Below are 19,701 nucleotides of genomic sequence, written 5' to 3'. Positions count from 1 at the left end.
CTCACTCCTGTTGAATGATGGATAAACGTGCTGCGTCAGGCGAGATCGAAGGTCGCGGCGAGGTCCATCGGCGCCGCCTCTTCGGCCTCGGGATCGGCCCAGTCCGCGCGCGCCGCTGCCAAAGCTTCCGCCGCCTTCTGTGCCTTGCGTGCGGCGCCATCCAGCGGCTCCAGATTGCTGCCCGGCAGCTCGCCATAATCGAGCTCGGCGCCGGCTTCATAGATACGGTCGGCGATGAAGGATGTTTCCAGCACCCGGTAACGCGGCATGTTCAAGCCTCTCTGATCGTCTGCGTTGTTGAGGATGTCACTACGGGCCGCGTTGCACCCCAGCCGCGACAAACAAGGTTGTCACCCTCGGACTTGATCCGAGGGTCCACCGTTGCGACTGAAGGCTCTCGCGAGACCTATAGCGCCGTCTCCTACGGTTTTGACGTGGTCATCGGCCTAAACCATGGACCCTCGGGCTTGATCCGAGGATCCATGGCAGCGCCGCAGGCTGTTAGAAGCCGGAAACGTTCAGCGCTTCCGGATAGGCGATGTTAGCCTGCAGATCGAGCGCCAGGCCGGCGGTGAACTTGCCGGCGGTCAGCGGCCCGTTGGCCACCGTATAGGTGATGCCGAGGTAACGCTTGCCGCCGCTCCGCGCGGTCGGCACGGCGGCGCGCAGAACCTGCGCGCCTGCCGTCAGTGCCGCCTTGCCCACCGCATCGGTCTGCAGCAGCACGACCGGATTGGTGGCGAGATCGGCGCTATCCGCCGCCACCAGCGCAAACTGCACCGTGGCGGCGCCGGCAGCGGCTGCATCCTGGGTCACGGCGATGAAGACATTGGCGTCGCGCCCCGGCCCCAGGTCACGGGCGCTTTTCAGGTCGATCACATTGGTCGAATTGGCCGTTGCCGTGACCGCCTGCTGGTTGGAGAACAGATTGGTGCTGTCCAAGATCATGATGGAATCCTTTATTTCTTTGTCGCGTTATCCGAAGCGCCCCTCGCCCGCCAAAGGACGGACGAGGAGCAGGTTTCGTCGCCTCAGACGACGCGCGCCTCGGTGTTCAGCAACTGATCCACCAGGCGGATCGGAATGCCGCGGAAGGCGGTCAGCGGATTGCCCTGGGCATCCTCGACCGTGTGGAAGCCGAGTGTCGGCTTCTCGGTCTGCTGGATATCGGCCCAGGTCTTGACCGCGCGGTTCACATAGAAGACCGGCCGGCCGAGCTTCAGGCTGGGCACCTTGCTGATCGCACGGATGAACAGGCGCTGGAGATTGATCGGCGAGGCGCCCGCCAGCGACGGCACGTCGATATTGGCGATGCGCACGGCAAAGCGCCAATCGCGCACCGTGAGGCCGCATTTCCACTGATACTTGGTCTGATAGGCCTGGTACTTGCCGCCCGTGCCGTCATCGATCGGCGCCGGGGTGCTGACATCTTCATGGGTCAGGCCGGCTTTCGATCCCTTGGGATAGATGCCGTGGATGGTGCGCTTGCCCCAGACCAGCAGCCAGACGCTGGTATTGGTGGAACCGGTGCCGCCGCCATCGATGACATTGTTCGCCGTCTCGGCGACGGAGTTCTGCACCGTGTTGTAGCGCGGGGCGAGGCCCTGGAAGCGTTCCGGATTGGCGGCGATATTGCCGTAGAACAAGGTCTGCGCCATCTGCTGGTTCATGCCTTCCAGGAAGGCTTCGTCTTCCGACAGGCGGAAGTCGGCGGCATTGCCGTTGAGATCGGCCAGGTCCTTATCGACGATGCTGTAGGTTTCCAGCATGCCGGTCGTGTCCGTAATCTGCGCGGTCGTCGACTTCTGCGGCTGCGCGCCCTGATAGAGCAGACGCCAGGTCGCCTGCGGCAGGCCGGTGCGGATCGTGGTCAGATGGCCGGTCGGCAGGTTGCCTTCGACCCAGACCATATCGTCCAGGACTTCATTGGTTTGCGTAAGGATGTCGATGACATCCGCGATCTTGTCGTCAGCGGTCATCCGCTTGGCAAGATCCGTGATGCTGAGATATTGACCACCGATGGTCGCCATGTGTCACTCCTGATTAAGTCGCCTGAGGCGTGGGATTAGTCCCGCGGCTTCAGGGGATCGGTTGGATAGAGGCGCTCGGCACGGTTCCGGCTTTGATGCGCGACGCCGCGCCCCATCACCATGGAATCCTCCGAAATCGCCTTGCCGATGCGAATGAAGGCGCGAATGACATCGGGATGGTTCCCCGCCCCGCTGACATTCAAAGCCTGGCGCAGCCCGTCGCCGCCGAACCGGTCGATGGCCTTGGCGGCAATGCTCAGATTGCCTGCCAGCTTGGCGCCGCCGATCTCCCGATCGGCGCGAACCTCGTCCTGCCATGCGCGCTGCGTGTCCGCCCATAGCTTGTAGGGAGCCTCCGTGGCTTCCTTCAGCTTCTCGGTATAAAGATCGACATAGGCTTGCGCCCGGTCCTGCGACAGGCCGTCCGCGGCGAACATCTTTTTCGCTTCGTCCAATCGCTCGCCATCGATCTGCGTACCTTCGGGCAAGGTAAAATCGGCATAGGTGATCGCCTCGCCCGACGCATCTGTCGCATCGGAACCCGGCTTGCCGTCACCAGCCGAAGTCTCGGTCCCAGCAGTACCGGCCTTCGCATCCGGGCCGCCTGCTTTCTCGGTGCCGAGCAACGTCTGTTCACTGGCGACCGCCTCGGTGGACTGTGCGGCTTCTGTGTCAGACATTCATCAAATTCCTTTCCTGCTTGTTTCCTGCTTCTCTCGCCGTCGCCTCTTTGGCCATGACGACATAGAGATCCGGGCAGATGCGGTTGATCTGTTCCAGGACCCAAAGGCCGATCTGCCTTTTGCCTTCATTCATGAAGGTGTAGCTGTTGCCGGTCATGATCGGCTGGAACACTTGCGCTTCGGCCAGCAGCCGCCAGACGAAAGCGCGAAACGGCTTCTGCTCCATCAGCGCCTTGAACTGCTCGCCATCGCCCCGTTCCTTGAACTTCAGCTTTTCCCGGCGCTCGCCGACTTGCGTGGCATCGCCGGCATCGAAGGAATCTGTCATCGACGAGCCCCCTCCCTGACCCTTCCCCCAAACTCGGGAGGGAATAAAAAGCACCCTTGCTCCCCATCATCTCCTCCCCCGCATCGCGGAAGGGTCATAGAAGGGGTAATCTGCAGCGACCAAACCTTCATCATCATCAAGCTCCCTGCCCACCGGCGGCAGCCGCACCGCCGAGACGCCCGAGCACCCGCTCCAGCGCATTGCCATTCTCGCCGAGCTTGGTGTCGGAGAGCGTCTTCGCGCCGGCGATCATCTGCTGGCCCATCGCCATGGCCTGCTGCTGCTGTTGCGCCTGGGCTCGCGTGGCGCGGGCTTCGGCTACTTGATCCGATCCGAGGATGATCTTCGGCGACACACCCAGCGCATCGCCATATTCATCGACCGCCGCATCGAAATCGATCTTATCGAGAACATCCGGCTTGGCGCCGGCCAATCCGCCGACGAAGCTGGAGATGCGCTCGATACTGCCGGTCTCAGCGGCTTTCTGCGCCTGTGCCAAGGTGGAGATATATTCAATGTCGAGATCCTGGCCGCGCAGCTCCTTTGGCGGCTCCGGCAGCAAATCGTGTTCCAGCAGGATGTTGAAGACGCGGTCGATCGCCGGATCCAACAGCTCGTCATGCAGCCGTTCCAGGACCGGTCCCAGCATCAGCAGCTTTTCCTGCTTGCGCTCGATGATCTCGGTCGCCGAGCGCACGTCATCAAGCTGCGAGATCATCAGGAAGAGATCGGCGAAGAAGGCCTGGTTCACCTGCTGGCGGATATCGGCGATATCCTGGCGCAGCTCGCCCAGTTCGACATTCACCATATAGGCCGGGCCGAAGCCCGCCCCCTGGCCATTGGCCGGCGTGAAGGTGATGCCGCCCGGCAGGACCGACATTTCCTGGTTCTTCATCTGCACATTGGCGGTCATGGGCGGATTGACCTGCTTGGCGATGCCCTGGGCCTTCTGCTTTTGCTCGAATTGCAATTGCCGGATGAAGGGCAGCGCATCCATGCCCGGCGAGCGGCCATAGACATCGTTGCCGGTCACATGCCAGCGCGCCGCCTGGAACGGCCTGCCCCGAAAGCCGGAGACGTTCAGCGGCTTCTCGCAGCTCTGCCCCGCCTCCCAATAGACCGAGCGATAGGGCATGTTCTTGTTGTCGACATAGCCGATGACCCGCTTGTCATTCGGTTCGATGGCATGGCAAACGCGATATTCCTGGTCGAGCTGCCCGTCGCGATATTTTTGCTGGATGCGATCGGAACAATTCTCCAGGCCGAATTGTCCCACCATGCCCGCCACCGTCATGGTGAATTCGCGATAAAGCGTATCCACCGCCAGACGGTGATCATTGGCGAGAAAATACTCCCCAACGGTCAGCGGATAACAGCGGATGATGTCCTCATCATCGTCGAGGATCAGATTGACCGCCGTGCCGAAGACCGACAGTTCCTCATAGAGCGTGGCGAAGGAATTGTAGAAATTCGACTTCGCCATCACGCGCAGCATCCGCTTGCGCACTTCGTCCAGCCAGATTTTGACCGGCACATAATCGGCCAGCCGCGCATCCGGCAGGCTCAGGCGGAACCAGGGCCGCGCCGGCGAGGTGATGCCCGACATCAGGCCGGAGGCGCAGGTACGCGCGGCGATGGTGCCGGTACTGTCGATGATGCGCTGGTTCTTCTTGCCCCCTTTATACGGATCTTCCGCGCCCTGGAGATTGCGGCCCCGCCGCGGCAGGATGAAATCGCTGAGATCCTGCCAATGGGCAAGATAAGACTGACGCTCGTTTTGCAGCGCGGCCTTGCGCCGCATCAACTGCTGCATCAATTCGGTATAGTCGCCCATCGTTTGACTTGATCCATCCTTGTTTGGCCAGTGGCGCTTGATGAAAGAGCCCCTCATCCCATCTCAGGACGTCCCATCGGCGCAGCCGAGGACACACGAGCACAGCGGGAGGAGGACCGCCGGATCGCTTCCGCCATTGCAGCGGGAGGATTGGGATGAGGGGGCGATGTCGCGGCGGCTGATGACCGCGACATCGCTAGCTTCTCGCTATTATGAAAAAGCTGCAGTTCGCCGGCGCCGGCCTACTGGCCGAGAAAAGTCTTCAGTGTGGATGCGGTTGAGCCATTGCCCTGCCCGCCGGTCAGGATAGTGCTGGCGGCACCCGCAGCAGCAAGAGCTCGTTGCCTTTCGTCATTGCGTGCTTTTACGACCGCCGCATCCTGCTCTTTCGGCTCCTCTGGCGGCGGTGGCGGTGGCGGCGGCGGTTTTGGAGCGGAACCTCCTCCTGTGCACATGATGGAACCTCGATGTTGTGGTCGCGAAAAGAAGATTTGTTGGGCGTCGCGCGTAGGTCGTTAATGCCGACCGAACAAGAAATGCAGCGCGAGGGCAATGCGGCCGCGCCAGTCATAGGCGCGGGGCGAGAACAGCCACTTGATCACATGACACTGCAGCACCGACAACTCGTCGACCTGAGCTTGCGAGAGGCCCAGCCGGGCGAATGCCTGATCGACCTGACTTTCGATCTCCCGGTTCCAGACCAACCTGAGATCGGCACATCGTCCCTTGACCCGGTGATAGCTGTAACAAGTATCCATGGCGTTTCCGATGTTTGTTATTTCGCAATATTAAGCTGACGTTGATATTAAATCAACAATAAAAAGAATGCTACGCCGGGAAGTGGGAACCGCGCTCCCCCTTCATGTTTAATTCTGCTGAAACGGGAAAATGCCCAGACCCCTCGGCGCTCGTGGTTGAAGTGAATGTCCTCGTCGTTCTTGCCCATCCTTTGAAGGACAGTCTCTGTCACCGACTGGCAGAGCACGTCTGCGGTGAACTGCGCGGCGCCGGTCACGATGTCGTGGTGGAAGATCTTTATGAACTCCACTTCAATCCCAAGCTGAGCTCAAGCGAACGGCGCCGATACAACGCGCCGGATTATCGGGCTGAAGGTGACATGCGCCGACCGATCGAGCGGCTATTGGTTGCCGAGGCGATCGTCCTCGTCTTTCCGACCTGGTGGTCCGGCCTTCCCGCCATTCTTAAAGGATGGGTCGACCGGGTGTGGGTGCCGGATATCGCTTTCGATCATCGCCAGGATGTCAGTGTGCTGAAACCGCTTTTGGGAAATTTACGATATCTTGTCGTGGTCACGACCCTCGCTTCGCCCTGGTGGCTTGATTGGTTTCTGCTTGGTCGTCCGGTGGCAAAGATGTTCAAATATGCGCTGCTGCCGAGTTGCGCTGTCGATTGCCGTTTCAGGATGCTGTCGCTCTATCGCGGCGGGCGGATCGGCGAAACACGCTTTCGTGGCTTCAAGATCAGGATTTCACGGGTATTGTCGGGCTTGCATTAGGTTGCCTAACGATAGGGGGACAAAATGAAATGCCTCGTTGTCGTTGCACATCCGCTGCCGGATAGCCTCTGCGCCAGTTTGGCCGCACATGTGGTTGCCGATCTTCGACAATCAGGCCATGAGGTGACGATCGAAGACCTCTACCAGGAATCCTTCGAACCGGCACTCACTTGGGGTGAAAGACAATCTTATTACCTGCCGGCCTATAAGCCGGGTGGCGATGTCAGCGCGCCAATGAGCCGGCTTCTCTCGGCCGACATGCTGGTTCTGGTATTTCCCACTTGGTGGTTTGGTTTTCCCGCAATCCTTAAAGGTTGGTTCGACCGCGTTTGGGCGCCCGGCGTCGCATTCGACCATACCGAAACACGTGAAGCCATCACGCCTCGTCTGACCGGCTTGAAATACACCGTCGCCGTGACGACACTGGGTTCGCCCCAATGGGTCGACCTTCTTGTCTTGCGCCGTCCGGTTTACCGCCAGATCAAATATGCCATTCTGCGCCCTTGCGCGCCGCAATGCCGTCTCAAGATGCTGGCGCTTTATCGCAGCGAACACGTAACACCGCAACGCGTGAGCGATTTCAAACGCGAGATATCTCAGGCTCTCGCACAATACCCCACCGCTACCCTTCAGCCAGAGCCTGCAGCAGCGACCGAACGATGATGTGATGAAGTCGGCAACGACCCGACAGACACACATTTCCTGTCATGAGGTCGGCATCGGATGCAGTTTATGCCACGAACTATTGGCGGGAAACTCGCGCTCGGCCTCGGTGCCGGCTTTCTCCTAGGTGCTGGCGCGGCTTTGGCGTCTCTGTGGGCTGGCGCGCAGCTGACCGGCATCTGGACGCATGGCTTTGCGCTTTATGCCCTTATCATTGGCGGCGGGGTTACGATGATGCTTGCGGTGGGCCTGATGACGGCCCTCTTCTACAGCGATCGCAGCGGACATGATGCGAAGGTTGCACGCGAACAGGATGTCTCGCCGGACCGCTTGTCACAACGCGGCCACCAGCGAGACACCCCGTTCCGCAACGATCGCAAAAGCTAAGTCCTTATCGGTCCCTGGCCTTGCCGCCCCAGGTCGCGGCGAAGCTCGCCGCAAATGCGCCGATCAGCATGGCAAGGAAGCTCCAGAACGCCAGAGCGGCGCCGGCTTTTCTGGCCGTGTCCGCAGCCTCCCGCGCCTTCTGCTCGGCTTTGTCCATAGCCGCCTTGGCTTGTCCGATGACATCATCTACGCGTTTTTCGGCATCCTGCTGGCTCATGCCGGTGCGCGCCGCCACGACCTGTGCGAGATAGGTCTTGTCTGGCTGGCTGATTTCGCCATTGGCGAAGCTCATCATGACGATGCGCCGCAGTTCAGCGCGCGTTCCCGGGTTGTTGAGGTCTTGCGGCGGTGCTCCGGCGGGCTGGCCTGGCTGGCCGTTCGTCTGGCCCGCTGCAGGCTGGCCGCCCGCCCCCGCAGGTTGACCGCGCAGCATCATGTCGACGAAGTAATCCACCGGATTACTGCCCTGCCCGCCGCGGGCGCCCTGGTTTCCCATCTGCGAGCCGGCCACGCCGCCGGCTGCCATGACTGCAGCACTACCGGCCCCACCCAGGGCCGACGCACCTGTCTCGGCAACGCCGCGGGCGATCTGGCCCGCCGCCGACGCCACCAGGGCAACGCCGATCAAGGTACCGAGCGCCCAGGTGACAAAGCCATGCGCGGTGTCGCGAAAATAAACTTCATCACCATGGATGTCGGCCCATTTGGTGCGCAGCCGTCCAGCCACATAGCCGCCGACACCGAAGGCGACGATTTCTATTATGATCGACCAGACGATTGCACCGATACCCAGCGTGCTTCCTTCCACGCCTTCGTTGCGCCAGGGCGAGACGGCGACCAAACCGAGCCCCGTCCCCAGGCTGATCAGGATCAGGCCTAGCGCCGCAGCGACCACGCCGCCCGCGATGATTGCGCCCCACGAAACGGCGGACACGGCCGATTCATGTGACTGGCGGGTATAGGTGCGAGCTTCGGCGCTCCGACTATCCGCAGTATAATTCGTTGCCATCTTCATCCCCTTTGCAGTTGCAGAAGTGTTACGACGCGGCCTTCACACCGTGCGTCAGTGACTAGTCGATTTCGTTCAGCCCTCGCGATTGCGCGCGCCACTTAGGATGTCCGCCGCCTTGCGGGTGTCATCCGCGCTACCGGCATCGTCAAAACCCGGATTAGCTGCTCTTTCCCGGCTTCGTCCGGTGTCAGGGCCGATGCGACCCGCCCGGTCGCCGACTTGGCGATCGACGCCGGGGCGATTGCTGCGCGCTGCGTTATCCGGCGTGTCGATCAACGGATCCCGCCGGCTGCGCTCGGCTTGTGACATAGGCTTAGTCCGGCTGTTTTTCCTCGAACTGTCGTCCTCGTCCTTGGCGAATGCCCGTTCCGCAGTTCCGCTTTCTCTCGCCTGGGCATCTCTGCCTTGCTTGCCGGGTTCATTCTGCGTTGTCATTGCCTATCTCCTTCCAGACCAGGCGGATATCAACCGCGATAAGTGGGTTAATATGAAAGGTGAAAGCGGCCCGGCCAGAAATGGTTCCGTCATACAGGTTGTCGGAAAAGGCGCCTTCTCGACCGGAACGGATGGCGGATACCTTTTTTGCAAGGCAAAATAGCAATCCAAGGGGCAAGGCTCGCATGGCTGAGACGAAGCATCGACGGAACGAAACGAAGCAGAGTGAAACCCAGCACGGTGAGGTGCAGCGGGAAATCATCGACTTCCTCTCGACTGGAAAAGCCTATGGAGATGACACGGCAGAGATCCGCCGCATCGAAACGCACTGCTCGGTGATTTTTCTGACGAAGGATCGCGCCTTCAAACTGAAGCAAGCGGTGAAGTTCTCCTATCTCGACTACACCGACATCGCCGACCGCGAGAAGTTCACGCGCGCCGAACTGAGTCTGAACCGCCGCACCGCACCGGAAATTTATCTGGCGATCCATAAGGTCCTGCGCGGCGGAGACGGTTCGCTTCAGCTGGCGGCGGAGAATGCCGAAGGCGACGCCCTCGATTGGGTCCTGGAGATGCGCCGCTTCGGCGATGACAGCCTACTGGCGTCGCTTGCCGATGCGAACCGTTTGACGCCGGTGCTGATGCTGGATCTCGCCGACGCGATCCATCGCTTTCATGACAAAGCGGAACGCATGCCCCAGCACGGCAATGCGCATGTCATCGCCCATGTGCTGGATGACTGCGTCGATAATCTGCAGCAACATGTGCCGCCGTTGGACCGGTCGGGCGCAGAGGAGGTCGCACTGCAACTGAGAGCAAAGTTTGGCGCCGTCTCCCCCCTCATCGAGCAACGTCGTGAGGCCGGTATGGTGCGGCGCTGTCACGGGGACCTTCATCTAGGCAATATCTGTTTGCTGGATGGTCGTCCTACCTTGTTCGACTGCATTGAATTCAGCGACGACATCTCCTGTATCGACGTCTTTTACGATCTCGCTTTCGTGTTGATGGATCTTTGCCATCGCGATGACCGACACCGCGCATTGGCGAATGTCCTGCTCAACCGCTATCTCGATCGCAGCGGCGATATCACCGGCCTTGCCGCTTTGCCCTTCTTTCTGTCGCTGCGCGCGGCGATCAGGTCACATATCCTCGCCGGCGGTAGCAAGAACCAAAGCGACCCCGCGATAGGTGATAAAAAACGCAAGGAGGCGATTGCCTATCTCGATACGGCGCGCGGTCTGTTGCGCCCTGGCACACCTCGGCTGATAGCCGTGGCCGGGCTCAGCGGCAGCGGCAAGTCGAGCTTGGCGCGTGAGCTGGCGCCGGCATTTCTGCCGGCACCCGGCGCCCGCGTCATTCGTAGCGATACTTTGCGCAAGCGCCTGCAAAACGTTCCGCCGGAAATGCGCCTCGATCCCCCGGCCTATAGCCAGCAGGCCAGCGATCGTGTCTACGAGGCGATGTTGCAGGAAGCGGCCACTGCTCTGGATGCCGGCTATACGGTCATTCTCGACGCTACCTATCTGCGGCAGCGGGAACGCCTCGCCGCGGAAGAATTGGCCCGCAATCTCAACCTGCGGTTCGATGGTTTCTGGCTCGATGTATCCAGGGAAAAACTCACCGCCCGCCTCGATGCACGCCGGCACGATGCATCTGATGCCGACCGCACCGTCCTGGCACAGCAGCTCACCTACGATCTGGGGGACGTCACCTGGCATCGCATCGATGCTGGCGGCGCCCTGGAAAGCAGCTTGCACCTCGTCCGGCTACAGCTTTGATTTCATTGCGCTTATCGCAATACTTGTATCATTTGATCGGATTGTCTATATATACATCCAATTGGCACAATGGAGACAGAGCTGGAGATGTCCCGGATTATTTCCATGCAAGCCGGCGAACCGACAATCGGCGGCGTAACTCAGGCGGAAGCTGCTGCCATGCTGCGCGCGGCGTTCAATCTGTTCCGGCTGTGGGATGTGAACGACTCCCAGGCCCGTTTGTTGCTCGGACAGCCCAGCGCATCGACCTATTACCGCTGGAAGCGCGGGGAAATCGGTCCCCTGCCCCATGATACGATCTGGCGGCTGGGCGATCTGATGGGCATCCACAAGGCGCTCCGCTATATGTTCACCGAACCGGAACGCGGCTATGCCTGGGTTTCCAAGCCGAACGAGGCTTTCGGCGGCCAATCCGCGTTGGAACGGATGCTGGGCGGCGCGCCGGGCGACATCACGGCGATCCGCAGCTATCTCGATGCCGAACGGGGCGGCTGGTGACGGCACCCTCCTCGACCGATATCGACTGGCCGCTCAGCCATCGCATCATCCGCACCATCTATCCACCGGTCTGGCTGTTCGAAGATATCGCCGATCCCGCCGATTGGGAGCTGATCGCCAGCGCCGAGGCCAAGACCAATCCCCGGGTGCGCGACCAGATCGGCGAATTGAAGCTCGTGCCTGATCACCGCCGTGTTGCGGGTCCCAGCGCCAGCTTGGCGATGAGCGCCTTTACCCATGTCTCGCGCGATCGTCCCAGCCGGTTTTCCGATGGCCGTTTCGGTGTTTGGTATTGCGGTGACCGTTTCGAAGTTGCTTTGATGGAAACGGTCTATCACGTCGAGCGCTTCATGCGCCGGACCGCCGAGCCGACGGCTGATATCCAGCTTCGGGAATTGACCGCGCATGTCGCCGGCCGCTTGCACGACCTGCGTGCGGCAGCGGGCGATTTCGCAGCCTGTCTCGATCCCGATGATTGGTCGGCAGGCCAGGCCCTGGCGCTCCGGCTGCATCGCCAGGGCAGCGACGGCATCGTCTATCCCAGTGTCCGCTGGCCGGCGGGACAAGCGGCGGCATTATTTTGGCCGGATCTCATCCGCCTGCCGATTGTGCAGTCCCGCACCCTGCAATATCACTGGGATGGCCACAGCATCACCCGCTATTTCATCATCGGCCGGGATGATTGGTACGCTTTGCCCAGCGACTAACAGCCCCCTGCGCACCAGCCTCCGCTCCCCCGATGCTGCCCCATGACGCGGCCGAACAGCCAGATTTCCTCGGTGATCACCCAGCACAAATCGCCATTAGGATGGCGGGCGAGACCGATATCCAGCAACAGACGGTCATCGCAGCCGTCAAGATAGCGATTGAGCGACGACAGAAGCCCGTTCTCTTTGCCGTTCCCCCGCATGGCCCTCTCCACCGCCGATGAACCGGATGGAAAGATGATAAATGTTTCTTCCCGCTGCACACCTCATTCCTGGTGAAGTTCGCCTTTAGAACCGCTAAAGAAGCGATCATCGCAGCCAGAGATGAAACCATGAAGTCCAGCATTGCACCGCAACTGACCGGCGTTCCGGAAACATTGCTTTGGACTTTGTATAACCGGGCGGCGGAAGCACGGCGGCCTGACGGTGTGTTATCCGACCCGCACTCTGTCCGCATCCATGACGCGCTCGACTACGATTACGCCCGCTCCTTCGGCAAGGCGGATGGCACCCATGCTGCCCGTGCCAAGCTCTTCGATCGCCTTGTCAGGGATTGGCTCCAACGTCATCCGCGCGGCCTCGTCGTCTCCCTCGGCGAGGGTTTGGAGACGCAGGCTCTTCGCGTCGATAACGGCGAGATGCAGTGGCTCTCGGTCGATCTGCCCGAAGTCATCGCTTTGCGTGAACGTTTCATCCCGACGGCCGAGCGTCGCCGCCATTTCGCCGGGAGCGCGCTTGACCGCGGATGGATGGATGGGATCGAGACGGCACCGGGCCTGTGCATTGTCGCGCAAGGGCTCTTTATGTACCTGCCGGAAGAAGAGATCCGGCGCCTTTTGCTGGATATCGCCATCCGCTTCCCCGGCAGCGAGATCATTTTCGACACCATCCCGCGCTGGTTCTCGCACCTCACCTTGCGCGGCCTTCAGCGCACCAGGCATTACCGCATACCCGAAATGCCCTGGGGCATCGATCAGCAGGAGATCCTCCCCACGCTGCGGCGATGGGGTGTCATCCGCGATCGTGACGAGGTAAAAGTCGCGACCTACCGCATACCGCGCGGCTTCGGTTGGTTGATCGATACGATCTTGTATTTTCTGCCGCCGCTCCGCCCCAAACGCCAGGCCGTAATCTGGGCGAGATTGCGCCCGCCGGCGGCCCTTTGAAATCGATTGAAAAGTCCGCGGTCAACTTTCTCCGGTTGGAAGCGGGAACATCGGGAACATAGAGACCGTCTCGGCGTTAGGCCCGGATGCAGCAGAGAAATGCCCAGCCGACAAAGGTTAATGAAGCACCTGTAACGGCGGAAGAACCGGTGGTATCGACGCACCAGACCGCGCGTCTCGCCCAGGAACCGGCCGGGGATTTCCGCATTGTCATTGTCGGCGGCGGTGCCGGCGGGCTCGAACTCGCCACCAAGCTCGGTGAAAGGCTGGGGCGCAGGGGACTGGCCCGCATCATTCTCGTCGATGCCAACCCGACCCATCTATGGAAGCCGCTGCTCCACGAAGTCGCGGCCGGAACGCTGAACTCCTATCAGGATGAACTGGGTTATCTCGGTCATGCGAAGCATCATGGCTATCGTTTTCAGTTCGGCCGGATGGAAGGCCTGGACCGGGCGCGCCGGCAAATCATTCTTGCCGCCATGACCGATGACAAGGGCGAAGAAGTGGTTGGCCGCCGCCGTCTGGATTACGACCTCTTGGTCTTGGCGGTCGGCAGTATCAGCAACGATTTCGGCACGCCGGGCGTGCGCGAGCATGCCCGTTTTCTCGATAGCCGTCTGGAGGCGGAGATTTTGCACCGCGACCTCCTGATTCTGCTCGCCGGCAGGGTCGATGGCGCGACGCCGGATGCCGGGCCGGACCAGGATAGCCAAACGGCGCCGGGGGGAATTCCCTCGATCGGCGTTGCCATTGTCGGCGGTGGTGCGACCGGTGTCGAACTCGCAGCGGAATTGCATCAGGCAATGGAAGACCTGTCCCGCTATGCGGCTCCCGTCAAGGCGGGCACCCTGCAAATCACCGTCCTCGAAGCGGCCGATCGCATTCTCTCACCCTTGCCGGAACGGCTCGCCTTCAATGTCAGCGAAGCCTTGAGACACTTGAACATTGCGGTTTTGACCAAGGCGAAAGTCGCCAGTATGGATGCCGAAAGCGTGCATCTTGCCGATGGCAGGACGATCCCCGCCAAGATCAAGGTTTGGGCCGCCGGCATCAAGGCACCGGCCTTTTTGCGCGAGATCGACGGCCTGGAAAGCCATCGCAACGGCCAATTGCTGGTGCGCTCGACATTACAGACCACACGCGACGATGCGATCTTCGCTTTCGGCGATTGCGCCTGGTGCCCCCAATCGCCGGGCAGCGACCTGCCGGTACCCGCCCGCGCCCAGGCCGCACATCAGGAAGCTGAGCTGCTCGCCAAATCGCTGGTCCGGCATGTCGAGGCGTTGCATGCCTGCCGCCAGCCGCCGCCCTTGCCGACCTACAGCTACAGCGATTTCGGCTCGCTGATTTCGCTCAGCCGCTACACCGCGGCCGGCACCTTGATGGGGGGCGTCTTCCGGAAAAGCTATCTCATCGAGGGCTGGTTCGCACGGCTTGCTTATATTTCACTTTACCGGATGCATCAGATGGCGCTGCACGGCATCTGGCGTACATTGATCCTGATCCTCACCAACCGGCTGCAACGGATGACCCAGCCCAGCCTGAAGATGCATTGAGGTTACATCCTAGTCAGGGATTACGCCGTTCAGTGATTGAGATTTAGTGATTGAGATCGCGGCTCATCACCACGACCACCCCACCCGGTTCGACCAGGCTGTTCTTGTATTTGCTTTCCGCAATAGTATCGATCACCTGACGGTTGCGTAGATAGGCGTCGACCAGGCGCTTTTCATCCGCATCGGTGATGCGTTCCCGGTCCAGCAAGGCGCCACGCGTGACTGCGCAAGGCACGCTGATCTCTCCGTCCAAGGCGTAAAACCGCACCCAGTCATGCAGCGTGTCGTAATGGACCTTGTTGGAATCGAAGACCAGCGTGACATCGCGCTCCACCAGATTGCGTTTTTCATAGGCATCGAGATCCTGTGACGTGATGAAGACCGATCCGTCCCTGCGGATCGATCCTTTCTCGTATTTCCATGCGGCAATGTCTTCGATCTTCTTGCGCTGCTTCTCGAAGCCGGCCAACAGATCGTCCTGGTTGGCGTTACGCAGATTCAAGAGATCCGCCAGGGCAACCTTGTGGATCAGGCAAGAGACAGGTTTCCTGTCATGGCGCGCATCGAAATGCACCGATTCCATTTCGGCATTCCAATGACCCGATTGCGGCAGAAAAGTTAACGCCATCCCTCTCTCCTCCGCTGATTCGTTCCGCTACTAACGCGCCAGAGAGGGCTTTCGATCCCTGCCGCGCAGCTATTTTCGCGGCTCAGATCGAAGCGATTATCGGTCTCGCCATGTTGGATGCCAAGCCCCCCGAAACCTGGCCATGCGTCCGCGCCAGATCGTCGAGAAAGGCCTGCGCCGGAGCCTGCTGCGTCGCGCTGCGCCGGGTCACCACTTCGAACAGCGATTGATAGGACATCCGGTTGGGCAGCAGCGCCCGCATCTCGCCTTTCGCCACCCATTGCTCGGCATAATGACTCGGCAGATAGGCGATGAAGGCGCCGGACAGAACCAGCATCGCAAGTCCTTCCATGGAATAGGAGCTCGCCTTCGCCTTGAACTTCAACGGCCGCTTGCCTTCCATATAGCCACGCCCGCCGTAATCATGCCGTAGCAATTCTTCCGGCGTCAGCATCGCCTCGTCGCAATCGAACAAGGGATGCGCCTTGCTGCAATAGAGCGTCTGTTCTTCCAGGAACAAGGCGCGGTAGCGCAGCGACGGCAGGACATGATGGAAGGCCCCTATGCCAAGGTCGAGCCGGCCATCCTGGACCTTGCGCTCCAACTCCTGTGGCGCATCGATATGCAGCGTCACATGCACCTCATGCTGCCGCTGGCAGAAGGCATTGATCGCTGCCGCGATTTTTGCCGCCGGATTGCTGATGATGCTATCGACCAGGCCGATCGCCAGATTGCCGACCAGTTTGCCGCGCATCGCGCCGATTTCCGCCCGGAAGGCTTCGAGCCCGGCCACCAGGCGCAAGGCCGCCTGATAGACCTCCTGGCCCCGCTCGGTCAGCCGGAAGCCGACCCGGCCGCGCTGGCACAGCCGCATCTCCAGCCGCGATTCCAGCTCGGCAATCATGGTGCTGAGCCGCGATGGGCTCAAATTCAGCACCGCCTGGGCTTGGCCAAAGCCGCCGCTTTCCACGACTGCGATGAAAACTTGCAGTAGTTTCAAATCGATATCGCTCAGCCGGCTAGACATGGCCCCTTACTTTCGGAAATCCGGAAATATAGTTTCATTATTTTGCATTTACCGGAAGAAAGAAAGGGCGCGAGATAAAACCACACTCAGTTAGGGGTACCTTGCATGAATCTGCAGAACAGCAATCCGCAACCAGTCGACGCCGCCATCGTGCCGCGTTTCGGCGCCATCCCAACCTTCATGCGCCTGCCCTATGTGACCGATCCGGCCGCGGTCGATATTGCGCTGGTCGGCGTGCCCTGGGATGGCGGCACCACCAACCGGGCCGGCGCAAGGCATGGCCCGCGCGAAATCCGCAACATGTCCAGCTTCATGCGCAAGGTGCATCACGTCAGCCGCATCGCGCCCTATGAACTGGCGCGGGTCGCCGATCTCGGTGACGCCCCGGTCAATCCGATTGATCTGATGGATGCCCTCAAGCGCATCGAAGGCTTCTATGCCAAGATCCACGAAGCCGGCGCCATGCCGCTTTCGGCTGGCGGCGATCATCTGATCACCCTGCCGATCTTCCGTGGCATCGCCAAGGACCGGCCGGTCGGCATGATTCACTTCGATGCCCATTCCGACACCAACGACCGCTATTTCGGCGACAACAAGTATACCCATGGCACACCGTTCCGCCGGGCTGTCGAGGAAGGTCTTCTCGATCCGAAGCGCACCGTGCAGATCGGCATTCGCGGCTCGATCTACAGCGCCGATGACATGGCCTTTGCCGAAGGCAGCGGCATGCGGGTCATCTATATGGAAGAATTCGCCAAGGTCGGCATCGAGAAGGTGATTGCCGAGGCCCGCCGCGTCGCCGGCGACGGCCCGACCTATATCAGCTTCGACGTCGATGGCATCGACCCCGCCTTCACCCCCGGCACCGGCACGCCGGAGATCGGCGGCATGACCACATTGGAAGCCCAGACGGTTTTGCGCGGCCTGCAGGGCCTCAACCTGATCGGCGGCGATGTGGTGGAAGTCTCGCCGCCATTCGATCCCAGCGGCAATACCGCTTTGGTCGGCGCGACATTGATGTTCGAAATCCTCTGCCTGCTGGCGGATTCACTGTCGCGGAGGCGCGGCCGCTGATCATCTCAATAACGCCTAAAAATAAAAAGGGGAGGCATGGAGATGAACAAAAAGAACGTGATGATGGAGCGTATGTCCTGGCCGGAATTCGCGGCCGAGGCGAAGCGTAATCCCGTCGTCTTCCTGCCCTGCGGCTCGACCGAGCAGCACGGGCCACACCTGCCTTTGGCGGTCGATGCCTTGCTGCCGACCGCCCTCTGCCGCGATGTCGCCGAGAAGGTCGGCGGCATCGTCGCGCCGACCTTGAGCTTCGGCTACAAATCGATGCCGAAATCCGGCGGCGGCCCTTACTTTCCCGGCACGCTCAATCTCGATGCGACGACGCTCATCGCCACCGTGCATGACGTGATCCGCGAATTGGTGCGCCATGGCATCAGCAAGATCTGCGCCGTGGTCGGCCATTACGAGAACCAATGGATCGTCACCGAGGGCATCGATCTGGCCATGCGGGAATGCGGCGCCACGGGTCTCCGCGTCATGCGGCTGGAATATTGGGATTTTTGCACTGAGGAAACCTTCAGCCAAGTCTTCCCCGACGGCTTCCCCGGCATTGCCCTGGAACATGCGGCGGTCATCGAGACCTCGCTGATGATGCATTATTATCCCGATATGGTGCGCCTGGATCTCATCCCCGATCACGCGCCGGCCGATTTTCCGCCTTATGACATGTTCCCGCCGCATCGTGACTGGGTGCCGTCCAGCGGCGCCCTCACCTCCGCCAAAGGTGCGAGTGCCGCGAAAGGCAAGATCATGGCGGAGCAGGTCGGCAAAGATATCGCCGCCGCCATCGTCAAAGAATTCGGCAGCTAAGCCATGAAAGCCAGTTTCGACTTCGGCGGCAAATCGGTCCTCGTCACCGGCGCCAGCCGCGGCATCGGCTATGGCGTGGCCGAAGCATTTGCGAAAGCCCGCGCCGATCTCACCATCCTCGCCGATAACGCGGCGGTGGCTGAGGCGGGCGAAACACTGTCCAAGCTCGTCGGCCGGCCGGTGCGTGCTTTGCAATGTGACATCACTGACCGTGACGCCGTGCGCAAAGCCATCGGCAGTTTCGAGCGCATCGATGTGCTGGTCAACAATGCGGGACTTGAACGCATCACGCCTATTGCCGATCCCGATCCCGCTATCGAGGATGTCTTTCGGCGCATCATCGACATCAACATCATGGGGACCTATTTCGTCACCCGCGATGCTTTGCCGAAGATACCGAAAGGCGGGCGTATCATCTGTACCGCCTCGATCTGGAGCCGCACGGCGGCGCCGGAATTCTCCGCCTATGTCGCCAGCAAACATGCGGTGATGGGCTTCATGCGCAGCCTTGCCATGGAACTCGGCCCGCGTGGCATCAATGTCAATGCCGTGGCGCCGGGCTGGGTGCGGACAGAAGCGGCGATGCTGTCGCTGAAGCGCATGTCACAAAGCACTGGCCGTGCCGAAGACGATATTCTCGGCGAGATCATGGCCGGCCAGTCCCTGCCCGGCCTGATGGAGCCGGTCGATATCGCCGAGCTCTATCTCTTCCTCGCTTCCGATGCCGCCCGCAACATCACCGGCCAGACCTTCAACATCGATCGCGGTGAGGTGATGTCGTGATCGATCCAGTTAAGCCGCTTCTCGGCAAGACCGCTTTGGTGACCGGCGCCCATCGCGGCATCGGCGCCGCCTGTGCCGTCGCTTTGGCGCAACAGGGCGCTGATCTGGTCTGCGCCGATTTGCATGACAGCACCGCCACGGTCAATATCCTCGAGCAGGCGGGCCACCAAGCGATCGACGTCCCGACCGATGTGAACAACGAGGCTTCCGTCTCGACCTTGTTCGGTCGCGCCATACAGCGTTTCAGGCGCTTGGACATTCTGGTCCATTGCGCCGGCATCATCCACGAAAAGCCCCTGCTGGAAACCAGCCTCGCCGAATTCGACAGGGTGATCGGCGTCAATCTGCGCGGCACCTTCCTGGTCGGACGCGAAGCCTTGCGCCACATGACGGCGGCACAGCCGAGCCAGGCTGATCCGGCCCGCGTCATCCTGATCGCCTCCGACATGTCCTATTATGGCCGGGAGCAATATTCGTCCTATGTCGCCTCGAAACATGGCGTGCTGGGATTGATGCGGTGCTGGGCGAAGGAATTCGCGCCCAATATCCTCGTCAATGCGATCTGCCCCGGCCCGGTCGACACCGCCATGCTGGATGCGGAGAATATGAGCCCTGAATGGCGCGAGAAGGAATTGCAGATCCCCCTCGCTCGTTTCGGCGATGCGGCCGAGATCGGTGCTTTGGCCGCTTTCCTGGCGGGACCGAATGCGCGCTATTTCACCGGCCAGGGCCTTGGCCCTAATGGCGGAAGTATCATGCCGTAAGCCGGGGCGAATGATCCCGACA

The 19,701-nt window shown here is 60.9% G+C and carries 24 protein-coding genes; 12 read left to right on the top strand and 12 right to left on the bottom strand.

The genetic code is table 11. The annotated features are described in order from the left end of the window. Window positions 1–35: 35 nt before the first annotated feature. From SMD27_RS18745 to SMD27_RS18715, 7 genes are all read right to left on the bottom strand, one after another. A complete protein-coding gene (locus SMD27_RS18745) occupies window positions 36–269 on the bottom strand; it encodes a hypothetical protein (RefSeq protein WP_320509963.1) in 234 nt (77 codons plus the stop codon). Window positions 270–501: 232 nt separating this feature from the next. Beyond that, complete coding sequence (locus tag SMD27_RS18740) at window positions 502–948, bottom strand: Bbp16 family capsid cement protein (RefSeq protein WP_320509962.1); 447 nt, start codon at window positions 946–948, stop codon at window positions 502–504. Window positions 949–1,031: 83 nt separating this feature from the next. After that, window positions 1,032–2,030 carry a major capsid protein gene (locus tag SMD27_RS18735; protein WP_320509961.1) on the bottom strand — a complete coding sequence of 333 codons (999 nt, stop codon included), beginning with the start codon at window positions 2,028–2,030 and terminating at the stop codon, window positions 1,032–1,034. Window positions 2,031–2,065: 35 nt separating this feature from the next. Continuing rightward, on the bottom strand, window positions 2,066–2,710 hold the full coding sequence (locus SMD27_RS18730) for a hypothetical protein (RefSeq protein WP_320509960.1): 645 nt from the start codon (window positions 2,708–2,710) through the stop codon (window positions 2,066–2,068). Further along, complete coding sequence (locus tag SMD27_RS18725) at window positions 2,703–3,041, bottom strand: Bbp19 family protein (RefSeq protein ID WP_320509959.1); 339 nt, start codon at window positions 3,039–3,041, stop codon at window positions 2,703–2,705. Before SMD27_RS18725 ends, SMD27_RS18730 begins: the two co-directional genes overlap by 8 nt. Before the next feature lie 136 nt (window positions 3,042–3,177). Further along, window positions 3,178–4,875 (bottom strand): portal protein, encoded by a 1,698-nt coding sequence (locus SMD27_RS18720; RefSeq protein ID WP_320509958.1) that lies wholly within the window; start codon window positions 4,873–4,875, stop codon window positions 3,178–3,180. Between the two features lie 515 nt (window positions 4,876–5,390). Next, a complete protein-coding gene (locus SMD27_RS18715) occupies window positions 5,391–5,633 on the bottom strand; it encodes a hypothetical protein (protein WP_320509957.1) in 243 nt (80 codons plus the stop codon). Between the two features lie 104 nt (window positions 5,634–5,737). Between SMD27_RS18715 and SMD27_RS18710 the strand changes: the two genes are divergently transcribed. The 3 genes from SMD27_RS18710 (at window position 5,738) to SMD27_RS18700 (ending at window position 7,441) form a co-directional block, all read left to right on the top strand. Further along, complete coding sequence (locus SMD27_RS18710; protein WP_320509956.1) at window positions 5,738–6,391, top strand: NAD(P)H-dependent oxidoreductase; 654 nt, start codon at window positions 5,738–5,740, stop codon at window positions 6,389–6,391. Between the two features lie 24 nt (window positions 6,392–6,415). After that, the gene (locus SMD27_RS18705) at window positions 6,416–7,054 is read left to right on the top strand and encodes an NAD(P)H-dependent oxidoreductase (RefSeq protein WP_320509955.1); all 639 of its coding nucleotides are present in this window, start codon (window positions 6,416–6,418) and stop codon (window positions 7,052–7,054) included. Between the two features lie 69 nt (window positions 7,055–7,123). After that, window positions 7,124–7,441 (top strand): hypothetical protein, encoded by a 318-nt coding sequence (locus SMD27_RS18700; protein WP_320509954.1) that lies wholly within the window; start codon window positions 7,124–7,126, stop codon window positions 7,439–7,441. Between the two features lie 4 nt (window positions 7,442–7,445). Here SMD27_RS18700 and SMD27_RS18695 read toward each other — a convergent pair whose 3' ends face one another. Together SMD27_RS18695 and SMD27_RS18690 are read right to left on the bottom strand one after the other, a co-directional pair. After that, window positions 7,446–8,450, bottom strand: coding sequence for a hypothetical protein (locus SMD27_RS18695; protein WP_320509953.1), 1,005 nt, complete (start codon window positions 8,448–8,450; stop codon window positions 7,446–7,448). Window positions 8,451–8,525: 75 nt separating this feature from the next. Continuing rightward, window positions 8,526–8,888 (bottom strand): hypothetical protein, encoded by a 363-nt coding sequence (locus SMD27_RS18690; protein WP_320509952.1) that lies wholly within the window; start codon window positions 8,886–8,888, stop codon window positions 8,526–8,528. 185 nt (window positions 8,889–9,073) lie between these two features. Here SMD27_RS18690 and SMD27_RS18685 point away from each other — a divergent pair, with 185 nt between their 5' ends. The 3 genes from SMD27_RS18685 (at window position 9,074) to SMD27_RS18675 (ending at window position 11,871) form a co-directional block, all read left to right on the top strand. Continuing rightward, on the top strand, window positions 9,074–10,666 hold the full coding sequence (locus SMD27_RS18685; protein ID WP_320509951.1) for a bifunctional aminoglycoside phosphotransferase/ATP-binding protein: 1,593 nt from the start codon (window positions 9,074–9,076) through the stop codon (window positions 10,664–10,666). Between the two features lie 105 nt (window positions 10,667–10,771). Further along, a complete protein-coding gene (locus SMD27_RS18680) occupies window positions 10,772–11,164 on the top strand; it encodes an MbcA/ParS/Xre antitoxin family protein (protein ID WP_320509950.1) in 393 nt (130 codons plus the stop codon). Beyond that, the gene (locus SMD27_RS18675; RefSeq protein WP_320509949.1) at window positions 11,161–11,871 is read left to right on the top strand and encodes an RES family NAD+ phosphorylase; all 711 of its coding nucleotides are present in this window, start codon (window positions 11,161–11,163) and stop codon (window positions 11,869–11,871) included. The genes SMD27_RS18680 and SMD27_RS18675 overlap by 4 nt, the downstream gene beginning before the upstream one ends. Here the strand turns inward: SMD27_RS18675 and SMD27_RS18670 are convergent. Beyond that, on the bottom strand, window positions 11,868–12,074 hold the full coding sequence (locus tag SMD27_RS18670; RefSeq protein ID WP_320509948.1) for a hypothetical protein: 207 nt from the start codon (window positions 12,072–12,074) through the stop codon (window positions 11,868–11,870). The two genes, SMD27_RS18675 and SMD27_RS18670, sit on opposite strands and share 4 nt — an antisense overlap. Window positions 12,075–12,203: 129 nt before the next feature. Between SMD27_RS18670 and SMD27_RS18665 the strand changes: the two genes are divergently transcribed. Both SMD27_RS18665 and SMD27_RS18660 read left to right on the top strand, forming a co-directional pair. Then, window positions 12,204–13,037: a class I SAM-dependent methyltransferase gene (locus SMD27_RS18665; RefSeq protein WP_320509947.1), complete on the top strand. Its 834-nt coding sequence runs from the start codon at window positions 12,204–12,206 to the stop codon at window positions 13,035–13,037. 86 nt (window positions 13,038–13,123) lie between these two features. Then, window positions 13,124–14,593 carry an NAD(P)/FAD-dependent oxidoreductase gene (locus SMD27_RS18660; protein WP_320509946.1) on the top strand — a complete coding sequence of 490 codons (1,470 nt, stop codon included), beginning with the start codon at window positions 13,124–13,126 and terminating at the stop codon, window positions 14,591–14,593. A gap of 43 nt (window positions 14,594–14,636) precedes the next feature. Here the strand turns inward: SMD27_RS18660 and SMD27_RS18655 are convergent, their stop codons facing one another. Further along, window positions 14,637–15,221: a DUF1488 family protein gene (locus SMD27_RS18655; RefSeq protein ID WP_320509945.1), complete on the bottom strand. Its 585-nt coding sequence runs from the start codon at window positions 15,219–15,221 to the stop codon at window positions 14,637–14,639. 82 nt (window positions 15,222–15,303) lie between these two features. Further along, window positions 15,304–16,248, bottom strand: coding sequence for a LysR family transcriptional regulator (locus tag SMD27_RS18650; RefSeq protein WP_320509944.1), 945 nt, complete (start codon window positions 16,246–16,248; stop codon window positions 15,304–15,306). A gap of 105 nt (window positions 16,249–16,353) precedes the next feature. Between SMD27_RS18650 and speB the strand changes: the two genes are divergently transcribed. The 4 genes from speB to SMD27_RS18630 are packed head-to-tail and all read left to right on the top strand — an operon-like array spanning window position 16,354 to window position 19,679. Next, on the top strand, window positions 16,354–17,322 hold the full coding sequence (gene speB / locus SMD27_RS18645; protein ID WP_320509943.1) for an agmatinase: 969 nt from the start codon (window positions 16,354–16,356) through the stop codon (window positions 17,320–17,322). Window positions 17,323–17,364: 42 nt separating this feature from the next. Next, window positions 17,365–18,132, top strand: a complete 768-nt coding sequence (locus tag SMD27_RS18640; protein ID WP_320509942.1) for a creatininase — start codon at window positions 17,365–17,367, stop codon at window positions 18,130–18,132. A gap of 3 nt (window positions 18,133–18,135) precedes the next feature. Then, window positions 18,136–18,915 carry an SDR family NAD(P)-dependent oxidoreductase gene (locus tag SMD27_RS18635; RefSeq protein WP_320509941.1) on the top strand — a complete coding sequence of 260 codons (780 nt, stop codon included), beginning with the start codon at window positions 18,136–18,138 and terminating at the stop codon, window positions 18,913–18,915. After that, entirely contained in the window at window positions 18,912–19,679 is a 768-nt protein-coding gene (locus SMD27_RS18630; protein WP_320509940.1) for an SDR family NAD(P)-dependent oxidoreductase, read from the top strand. Before SMD27_RS18635 ends, SMD27_RS18630 begins: the two co-directional genes overlap by 4 nt. The last annotated feature ends 22 nt before the right edge of the window (window positions 19,680–19,701 follow it).

This window comes from Dongia soli (assembly GCF_034044715.1).
Taxonomy (GTDB): Bacteria; Pseudomonadota; Alphaproteobacteria; order Dongiales; family Dongiaceae; genus Dongia_B; species Dongia_B soli.
Note: the sequence above shows the minus strand (reverse complement) of the source record. Positions and strands in the feature narration are given on the sequence as shown.

Coding starts and splice junctions, on each gene's coding strand:
- SMD27_RS18745 (WP_320509963.1), bottom strand. CDS start 269: ATGCCGCGTTACCGGGTGCTGGAAACATCCTTCATCGCCGACCGTATC.
- SMD27_RS18740 (WP_320509962.1), bottom strand. CDS start 948: ATGATCTTGGACAGCACCAATCTGTTCTCCAACCAGCAGGCGGTCACG.
- SMD27_RS18735 (WP_320509961.1), bottom strand. CDS start 2,030: ATGGCGACCATCGGTGGTCAATATCTCAGCATCACGGATCTTGCCAAG.
- SMD27_RS18730 (WP_320509960.1), bottom strand. CDS start 2,710: ATGTCTGACACAGAAGCCGCACAGTCCACCGAGGCGGTCGCCAGTGAA.
- SMD27_RS18725 (WP_320509959.1), bottom strand. CDS start 3,041: ATGACAGATTCCTTCGATGCCGGCGATGCCACGCAAGTCGGCGAGCGC.
- SMD27_RS18720 (WP_320509958.1), bottom strand. CDS start 4,875: ATGGGCGACTATACCGAATTGATGCAGCAGTTGATGCGGCGCAAGGCC.
- SMD27_RS18715 (WP_320509957.1), bottom strand. CDS start 5,633: ATGGATACTTGTTACAGCTATCACCGGGTCAAGGGACGATGTGCCGAT.
- SMD27_RS18710 (WP_320509956.1), top strand. CDS start 5,738: ATGTTTAATTCTGCTGAAACGGGAAAATGCCCAGACCCCTCGGCGCTC.
- SMD27_RS18705 (WP_320509955.1), top strand. CDS start 6,416: ATGAAATGCCTCGTTGTCGTTGCACATCCGCTGCCGGATAGCCTCTGC.
- SMD27_RS18700 (WP_320509954.1), top strand. CDS start 7,124: ATGCCACGAACTATTGGCGGGAAACTCGCGCTCGGCCTCGGTGCCGGC.
- SMD27_RS18695 (WP_320509953.1), bottom strand. CDS start 8,450: ATGGCAACGAATTATACTGCGGATAGTCGGAGCGCCGAAGCTCGCACC.
- SMD27_RS18690 (WP_320509952.1), bottom strand. CDS start 8,888: ATGACAACGCAGAATGAACCCGGCAAGCAAGGCAGAGATGCCCAGGCG.
- SMD27_RS18685 (WP_320509951.1), top strand. CDS start 9,074: ATGGCTGAGACGAAGCATCGACGGAACGAAACGAAGCAGAGTGAAACC.
- SMD27_RS18680 (WP_320509950.1), top strand. CDS start 10,772: ATGCAAGCCGGCGAACCGACAATCGGCGGCGTAACTCAGGCGGAAGCT.
- SMD27_RS18670 (WP_320509948.1), bottom strand. CDS start 12,074: ATGCGGGGGAACGGCAAAGAGAACGGGCTTCTGTCGTCGCTCAATCGC.
- SMD27_RS18665 (WP_320509947.1), top strand. CDS start 12,204: ATGAAGTCCAGCATTGCACCGCAACTGACCGGCGTTCCGGAAACATTG.
- SMD27_RS18660 (WP_320509946.1), top strand. CDS start 13,124: ATGCAGCAGAGAAATGCCCAGCCGACAAAGGTTAATGAAGCACCTGTA.
- SMD27_RS18655 (WP_320509945.1), bottom strand. CDS start 15,221: ATGGCGTTAACTTTTCTGCCGCAATCGGGTCATTGGAATGCCGAAATG.
- SMD27_RS18650 (WP_320509944.1), bottom strand. CDS start 16,248: ATGTCTAGCCGGCTGAGCGATATCGATTTGAAACTACTGCAAGTTTTC.
- speB (WP_320509943.1), top strand. CDS start 16,354: ATGAATCTGCAGAACAGCAATCCGCAACCAGTCGACGCCGCCATCGTG.
- SMD27_RS18640 (WP_320509942.1), top strand. CDS start 17,365: ATGAACAAAAAGAACGTGATGATGGAGCGTATGTCCTGGCCGGAATTC.
- SMD27_RS18635 (WP_320509941.1), top strand. CDS start 18,136: ATGAAAGCCAGTTTCGACTTCGGCGGCAAATCGGTCCTCGTCACCGGC.